The sequence below is a fragment of the Paenibacillus sp. tmac-D7 genome, from assembly GCF_006519665.1.
GTDB classification, from domain to species: domain Bacteria; phylum Bacillota; class Bacilli; order Paenibacillales; family NBRC-103111; genus Paenibacillus_G; species Paenibacillus_G validus.
Map to the genome: position 1 here is coordinate 1 of NZ_VIDW01000125.1, position 726 is coordinate 726.

The window sequence follows — 726 nt, forward strand, 5'->3', positions numbered from 1 at the left end:
TATCCAAATTCAGTGCTTGCTGCAACACGAGACATCCGTCTCGCGTCGCCTTCAAGGCACCTCCCGGGAAAAAGAGGGGACCCTCAAATACACAAAAAAGACGCCGATCCACTCAGCGTCTTCCTCGGAATTTTTATGTTATCGCACCAACCAGCGGTAATCCTGGCGACAGTCTACAATGAAATCGACATACACGATTTCATCCTGAATTTGATATAACACCAGATACCACTTTTCCACGAACATCTTGTGATACTTGTTTGACGGAATAAATTCCGCTTCCAGAAAAGGATAGCGTTCCGGCATTCGCGCCAAGGAACGTATCGCTTGCAGCAATTCGTTCTTCGTTTTTCGCGCCGCATCCGGACTTTTCTCCGCAAGAAATCGCACATGAGTCGCCAGCATTTGGCGGGCGCGATCGGAAACGATGATCTTATATCGGGGCATCTTTTCCATGCTGCACCTCGTCAATAATGCCCTCCAGGTAAGCGTCCAATTCATCCGGCGTCACACCAACACGGCCCGCCAAACGATCTTCTTGCACAGCTAGCAGTTCTTCGCGCAGCTTTAACATCTTCTCGCGACGGGAGAATGTCTCTATGTCCATCACGACGAGATCGCCTTCACCGTTCTTGGTTAGATAAACCGGTTCCCCGGATGTTTTGCATAGATCGGCGATTTCATTATAGTTTTGCCGGATACTGGCGGAAGGTTTGATAATCATCT

2 protein-coding genes are annotated in these 726 nt (G+C 49.0%); both read right to left on the reverse strand.

From position 1 onward, the window contains the following. Positions 1 to 138 precede the first annotated feature (138 nt). Positions 139 to 456, reverse strand: coding sequence for a type II toxin-antitoxin system RelE/ParE family toxin (locus FKP33_RS26765; RefSeq protein ID WP_127609433.1), 318 nt, complete (start codon positions 454 to 456; stop codon positions 139 to 141). Then, positions 434 to 726, reverse strand: a 293-nt coding sequence (locus tag FKP33_RS26770; protein WP_127609431.1) for a type II toxin-antitoxin system Phd/YefM family antitoxin, incomplete at its 5' end; no start/stop codon positions are given. The genes FKP33_RS26765 and FKP33_RS26770, both read right to left, overlap by 23 nt.

Excerpts from the sequence above, each read along its gene's own strand:
- FKP33_RS26765 (WP_127609433.1), bottom strand. The coding sequence starts at position 456 with ATGGAAAAGATGCCCCGATATAAGATCATCGTTTCCGATCGCGCCCGC.